Here is a 6,545-nt window from a genome sequence, read left to right as displayed (position 1 = left end):
AGTTTGCGGGCGACGACGATGAGTTCGATGGCCACCGCATCGTCTTCACCGACGACGTCGATACCACCCAGCCGGTCAGCCCTCAGGCGATCCGCTTCCACCGCCAGGATGCCACCGAGGCGGAAGATGCGCTGACTCAGTGGGGCGGCGTTCGCAGCCAGCAGCCCACCCGCGTCAGCGTCGGCACCTTCGACTACAAGCAGCCGTCACTCACCAAGCGCACCGGCCTCGATACTCTGAGCGATCAGGGCAACCTGCCCGACACCGAGGTCTACGACTACGCCGGCGAGTATTACTACTACGGCTATGAGCGCGGCGAGCGTCTCACCGAGAACCGCCTGGAGGCGCATGAATCGCTGGCCAAGCGTTTTCGCGGCGCCGGTGGCACGCGTCAACTCCAGGCCGGGCGCTGGTTCGAACTTATCCAGCACCCGCTGCACGACTTCGGCGGCCGCAGTGGAAGCAGAGAGTCAGAACGCCAGTTCCTGCTGCTCGGCGTCAGCATTCATGCCGAAAACGCCCTGCCGGTCTCGGCCCAGCTCCAGGCACTGCCGGGCAGCCTGCAGCCGCAGATCGATGCCGCCAAGAAGGCGCACGGCCTCGAAGCAGAAACGGCCGATCCCACCGGTGAACGCCTTGCGGATTACGCCACCGGCGGTACCGGCCACTTTCTAGTCGATCTCGAAGCCCAGCGCCGCACCCAAGCCTATCGCCATCCGCTAACCCATCACCGCCCGGTGATCGGCGGTCCCCAGACCGCCACCGTGGTCGGCCCGGCCAACGAAGAGATCCACACCGATCACCTCAACCGCGTTCGGGTGCAGTTCCACTGGGACCGCCAGGGTCAAAACGATGAAAACTCCAGCGTCTGGCTGCGGGTCTCCCAGCCCAACGCCGGCGCCGGCTGGGGCGGCGTATTCGTCCCGCGGATCGGCCAGGAAGTGCTCGTCGACTTTCTCGAAGGCGATGCCGACCGCCCGCTGATCACCGGCCGGGTCTACAACGGCGAACAGAGCCCCGACTGGCACAGTCACGGCCTGCTTTCCGGGTTCAAGAGCAAGACCTATCGCGGCAGCAATTACAACGAACTCGTCTTCGATGACGCCACCGATCAGGAGCGTGTTCGCCTCAACTCCGAAAACGAGAAGAGCCAGCTCAACCTCGGCTACCTGATCCACCAGACCGGCAACACCCGGGGTGCCTTCCGCGGTACCGGGTTCGAACTGCGTACCGATGCCTATGGCGCCATCCGCGCCAATCAGGGGCTCTACCTCTCCAGTTGGGGCCAGCTCGGTGCCAGTGGGGACCAACTCGATCTCACCCCGGCCCGACAGCAGCTCGACAGCGCCTACCAGCTCAGCGACACGCTCAGCCAGAGCGCCCAGGACCACAACGCCGAAGCGCTCGATAGCCGCGAGAACCTCAAGCAGGCCGGCACTGACGCCGACGATACCTACGGCAACAGCGAACAGCTTTCGGATTCTGATCAGAGCAACGCCAGCGGCGCTACAGACAGCGGCGGACGGGGTCAGGCCGCCCGCATGAAAACGCCGTGGCTGCATCTGGCCTCGCCGGCGGGGATCACGATGAGTACGCCGGTGTCGACCCATCTGGCCCAGGGCAAATCGTTGAGTGTCTCGAGCGGTGAGGACGTCAATATCGCCAGTGGCAAGAGCTTGGTGGCGTCGGTAGCACGCACGATCTCTTTCTACGTCCAGAAAGCCGGCATCAAGTTGTTCGCCGCCCGCGGCAAGGTGGACATCCAGGCGCAATCTGACAACCTCGAAGCCACCGCCCGCCGTGATCTCAAGGTCACCTCCAGCGATCAAAAGATCGACCTGGCCGCTGCCGAGGAGATTCTGCTCGTCAGTGGCGGTGCCTACGTGCGCATCAAGGACGGCAATATCGAGCTGCATGCGCCCGGCAAGGTCAATATCAAAGGCGCCAGTCAGAGTTTTGGGGGGCCGGCGGAGATGAGTGCTGCGTTACCGCAAATGCCTGATGGGATCTGTGTGGAATGTCTGCTCAAGAACCTGTCCAGTGGATCACCAATCGTGAACGTGTCCTGAGGCCATCATGCAATTGATTGACCATTACGCGCCGGAATGGATCACCGAAACACAAGCTATGGTTGAAGGATGGCTCGCTGAAGAACCGCGGTCCTATGTCTATCTTCTGTTAGACGCATCGTTCAAACATGAAACGACACTGACATGGGTCAGAGAGAACTGGCCGGAAGGCAACTGGCGCTCGCTTTATCAGGATGCGCCCAATACCAGCGAGCGCGTATTGGCAATTTCCCCGCTGCTACTTTTAGTCGATAAGGATAGCCTTGGCGCCTTGGAAGCCATCGCGAAAGAAACTTCCGGCCAACCTATGTTGAGCCTCGTGGTTAGCACCGAAACTTTGGATCTCCTATGGGAGCGACTAGCGGCTTTTCGCATCGTTACTGTTCAGGATGCCCGATATGTACTGCGTCTAACGGATGCGCGTCGTTTATCGCAAATCGCCGAGATGTTGTCGAAAGAGCAACGGGCGCTGCTGATGAGCCATATGACGGCATGGTGCTACATCGGGCGAGATGCGCGATGGCGAGAACTCGCTCTCGGCGGAGTGACCACGGCCGAGCCTGACGATATGAGCAGCATTCGGCTCGACGACCGACAGACGCAAATATTGCTCGATATGAACCGTATCGATGCCTTGATCGACGGATTACGTCGTCATGAGTCGGAGCTTCATGATCTTTTTGACAGCCCATCCAGACGTCACGAGTGGGTAGTCAAGACGCTGGATAGTGCCTCTCTATCTGCCGCTGATTATCCAGAGCAGGTTCAGTGCTGTAGAAGCGCTGCACATAGAGAGGGCTGGTTAACATGAGAGACGGCCTGGCTTGCTCTACCACGACTGATGATAGAGATGATCCGCTGAGACGTTCCTATCTCTATGCCCCAAAGACTGACAAGGATGTTCTTTAAATGCGCCGATATATTCGATTCTTGACGGGGCTGGTGTTGCTGGCGTCGCTACCGGCCTGTGGCTCGGATAATGATACTGCCGATCTCAATATCACGGGCGTTGACTATGCCGGGAACGGTATTGGCGGGTTTTATGTTTTCGATCCGAACAATGAGAAAAACCGAGGCGACGGTGAGTCTTTGACCCCCTACAGCGCGGGTGGTACTCGCTGTTGCTACCAAGTGCCCAAAGAGTGGCATGAAGGGTTGAAGGTCGACGTGGTCGTTAGATATCCGCTGGAAGGTGAGACGGGTGATGAAATTTCAGCGTCTCTTGCCAAGCGTAAAGCGGAAGGTAAATTAACAGAGACGATTCACGTCGATGTGCCGAAGTACGAAACTCCGGCAAAGGGCACATTGTGGGTTCAGTTTCTGCCGGACAAGAAAGCCAATGTCGTTGTCAGTGATCTGTCACCACCGCATGAGGACTTTCCAGGTGAAGTAAAAGGATGGCCGGTTCCTTCGGATACTTATCGAAGAAAATTGATTGATCAAAAGTTGGCGCTGCTCGAGGATCGACTAGAGCGAGATCAGCGTGATTTGGTGGAATATAATCGTGAACCTGAAAATACGCTCAGAAGGTATTGGCATATGTTCGAAGAAATTCGAGCTGCTGACGTGCTAAACAGGTTCTCCGGGACGAAAGATCCACAGTTTAAACCCTTTTTAGAAAGATATCTGAGAAGAAACGTTGAGTCTGATGAAAAAGAAATTCAGATGCTTCAGGATGCTAGGCCATGAGTGCGATGTTGGCGAGCTCGATAAGTGCAGTCTACGGAAATCCTGCTAGTAAAAATATATTTTTTTCTGATTCCGATACTGAGAAGCTGCGTTATTTCGAGAATAGAGAGCGCACAGAGAGTGAGCTGAAGCCATGCGATACCAATCTATTTATCGGTGTGTTCTTCGATGGAACGGGCAATAATTACGCCGATAGTCTCGATCGCGGGGACCATAGTCAATCGAATATAGCGCGCCTTTATAGCGCTTTTCCCGGCCAGAGCGTGCCTGGTGTTCTCCCGCCTCAGACTAACTGGCAAACCAATCTTTCTGATTACGACAATTTCTTCCGTATCTACGCCTCCGGCGTGGGCACACGATTCGATCCTGTTGACGATTCTGGTGAGGGTTTCTGGGATGAAACCCTAGGTGGTGGCACAGGGCGGCTGGGGCAGGTGAGAATTTTATGGGGTCTAGCCCAGGTCATCAACTCGATTAGTCGCTACTTCCTTAAGCGAGCCTTGATCGATAATGACGAAGTAAAACGAGTCAGTGCGGTTGGCCAGATGACTGCCTATTCGCTTCAAAGGGAACCATCCGCCTCAATGGGACCCGCTGCGGCTACTGATACATCGTTGACCATTCCAAAGGCGTTGGTGCGCTGGCTACAGCAGTTGCACCGGGCGATACGACCCCATATGACTGGGTCGTCTGGTGAGCAGCCGCAGAATAAAGATCCGGGTATTGTCAAAAACATCTATCTTTCAGCCTTCGGCTTTTCACGGGGCGCGGCCCTGTCGCGTGCCTTTTCCAACTGGTTGGTAAAGCTTTGCCAATTGGATGCGGGGCTGACGAATCACAGCGGCCTGACCTTGGCAGGTTTTCCTGCAACATTCGATTTTCTAGGGTTGTTCGATACGGTTGCTTCAGTCGGTATCGTCAATCTCATGCCTATCAGTGATGGGCATGCGGGCTGGGCCGATGCGGAAAAATCGTTGGCAATACCTCCTAATATTGCGCGGTGCCTACATCTCGTTTCCGCGCATGAGAATCGCCGGTCTTTTCCTCTAGACTCTATTTACAACGATCATTCGATCGCGAGCAATGGTGATGAGATAGTATTTCCAGGTGTTCACTCCGACCTTGGTGGAGGCTATAAACCAGGTGATCAAGGTAAAGGGGTAGATAATATCGGACGAGATATAGTGTCTCGCATTCCCCTTGCCGTGATGTACCGTGAGGCCCGTTTGTCTGGTGTTCCACTTAAACTGGAGCTGGCTTTGCCAGAAGATCAAGCCGGATTTGAAATTTCGCCTCAGTTGATCGATGATTTCAATAATTATGTTGATCAATGTGAAGTGAAGTCAGGTGAGACCGGCACGATTGTTCGTGAGCACTGGCGGCGAGCTATTGAGTGGCGGCTGAGTAACCACCGAGCTGGCGGCGTGTCAAGGCTGCATAGTTATCAACGGGCTTCTCAGTACGATAAAAATAACTTGTCGAGTGCCTATGCTCAGTTCTGTGAAGAACTTGAAAGGTTTTCTCACTGGGAGGAAATGTCGAGTAAGGGGTTTTGGGAACAAGCGCGGCACGCTTTGCGTGATTACATCGTGATGGGGCCTGCATGGACAGTCAAGGAGAGAGGGTTCGATCCTTCTTTAATCGACGACTGGCAAAGAATTTCAGATTTCAAACCTCGTTTGGGTAACGCGCCAGACGCTGTATCCACCATGATGGATTTGTATGTTCACGACTCAATTGCGGGTTTTTTGACTGAATTCGCCAGTCGTGATGAAGCAATAACGTATCTTAGAACGTTGGTCGCGAGAAAAACTATTCTCGATAGCGACGATGTTGGCTGGGAGAGTAAGAGAGGAATTTACCTCAGCTCGGCAGAGCGTGAGCGCGCTGAATTTTTTGAAAGAACGGGAAGAATTCCTCCAATGCATGATTTGGGAGGACGTGAGTGGTATCTGTTAGGGGGAGGATATCTTCGCTTCCGCAGAATTTACGCTGGTGCCGACGATCAGTTGCTAACGCTATTGTCTCCCGGATACTGGTCAAAAGAGGAGGCCAAGCAGTATGCCTTTATGGACGTGGGGCGTCCTAAGTTGTATAGGGCTCACGCCTAGATAGTTGGTAAGTCTGAAAAATGGAATGAAAAGTATATGAGTGGCGCTGCTGGCATTCTGACATTCACCAAACATTTGGTAGCTGAGTCATGGCAGATATAGAAACGCTGGATAGTTTACTCGACACCTTCGATATCGGTCTTTCTCAGTCCCAGCGGCTGCTGACGTTGGAGATCGCCGGGGCTTCGTTGCTGCCGCATCGGCTGGTGGGCGAAGAGCGGGTGAGCGAACCGTTCACCTACACCCTCGACTGCATCTCCCAGCAGGGTGACATCGAACTCAAGACGTTGATGGCGCAGCCGGCCAACCTGTCGATTCTGCAGGCCGACGGCAGCTATCGCCGCCTGCACGGCCTGGTTTCCGAGGCAGCACTGCTGGGCGAAGACGGCGGCGTCACCTACTACCAGCTCACGCTGGTGCCGTGGCTTTCGATGCTGAAGCTCGGCCGCGACAGCCGGATCTTCCAGGACCGCTCGGTGGTCGAGGTGCTGACCCAGGTGTTCGACGGCCATGAACTCGCCAAGGGCCGCTACCGCTTTGATTTGCGACGAGAGTACCCCGCGCGTAGCTACTGCGTGCAGTATCGCGAGAGCGACTTCAACTTCATCAGTCGCCTACTGGAAGAAGAAGGCCTCTTTTACTACGCAGAGTTTGCGGGCGACGACGATGAGTTCGA

The 6,545-nt window shown here is 55.3% G+C and carries 5 protein-coding genes; all 5 read left to right on the top strand.

Annotation, left to right across the window (positions count from 1 at the left end):
• Nucleotides 1–2,069: type VI secretion system Vgr family protein (tssI, locus tag BTW08_RS18085; RefSeq protein ID WP_075563897.1), on the top strand; the 2,069-nt coding region annotated here is incomplete at its 5' end.
• Nucleotides 2,070–2,076: 7 nt separating this feature from the next.
• Complete coding sequence (locus BTW08_RS18080) at nt 2,077–2,880, top strand: DUF4123 domain-containing protein (protein ID WP_075563896.1); 804 nt, start codon at nt 2,077–2,079, stop codon at nt 2,878–2,880.
• A gap of 98 nt (nt 2,881–2,978) precedes the next feature.
• Nucleotides 2,979–3,758 (top strand): DUF3304 domain-containing protein, encoded by a 780-nt coding sequence (locus BTW08_RS18075; RefSeq protein ID WP_075563895.1) that lies wholly within the window; start codon nt 2,979–2,981, stop codon nt 3,756–3,758.
• Entirely contained in the window at nt 3,755–5,869 is a 2,115-nt protein-coding gene (locus tag BTW08_RS18070; RefSeq protein ID WP_075563894.1) for a DUF2235 domain-containing protein, read from the top strand. Before BTW08_RS18075 ends, BTW08_RS18070 begins: the two co-directional genes overlap by 4 nt.
• Nucleotides 5,870–5,958: 89 nt before the next feature.
• Nucleotides 5,959–6,545 (top strand): type VI secretion system tip protein VgrG (gene vgrG, locus BTW08_RS18065; RefSeq protein WP_139313714.1); only part of this gene is annotated, 587 nt, incomplete at its 3' end.

The organism is Salinicola sp. MH3R3-1 (assembly GCF_001937155.1).
Lineage (GTDB): Bacteria > Pseudomonadota > Gammaproteobacteria > Pseudomonadales > Halomonadaceae > Salinicola > Salinicola halophyticus.
This window is presented reverse-complemented; position numbering and strand designations above follow the sequence as displayed.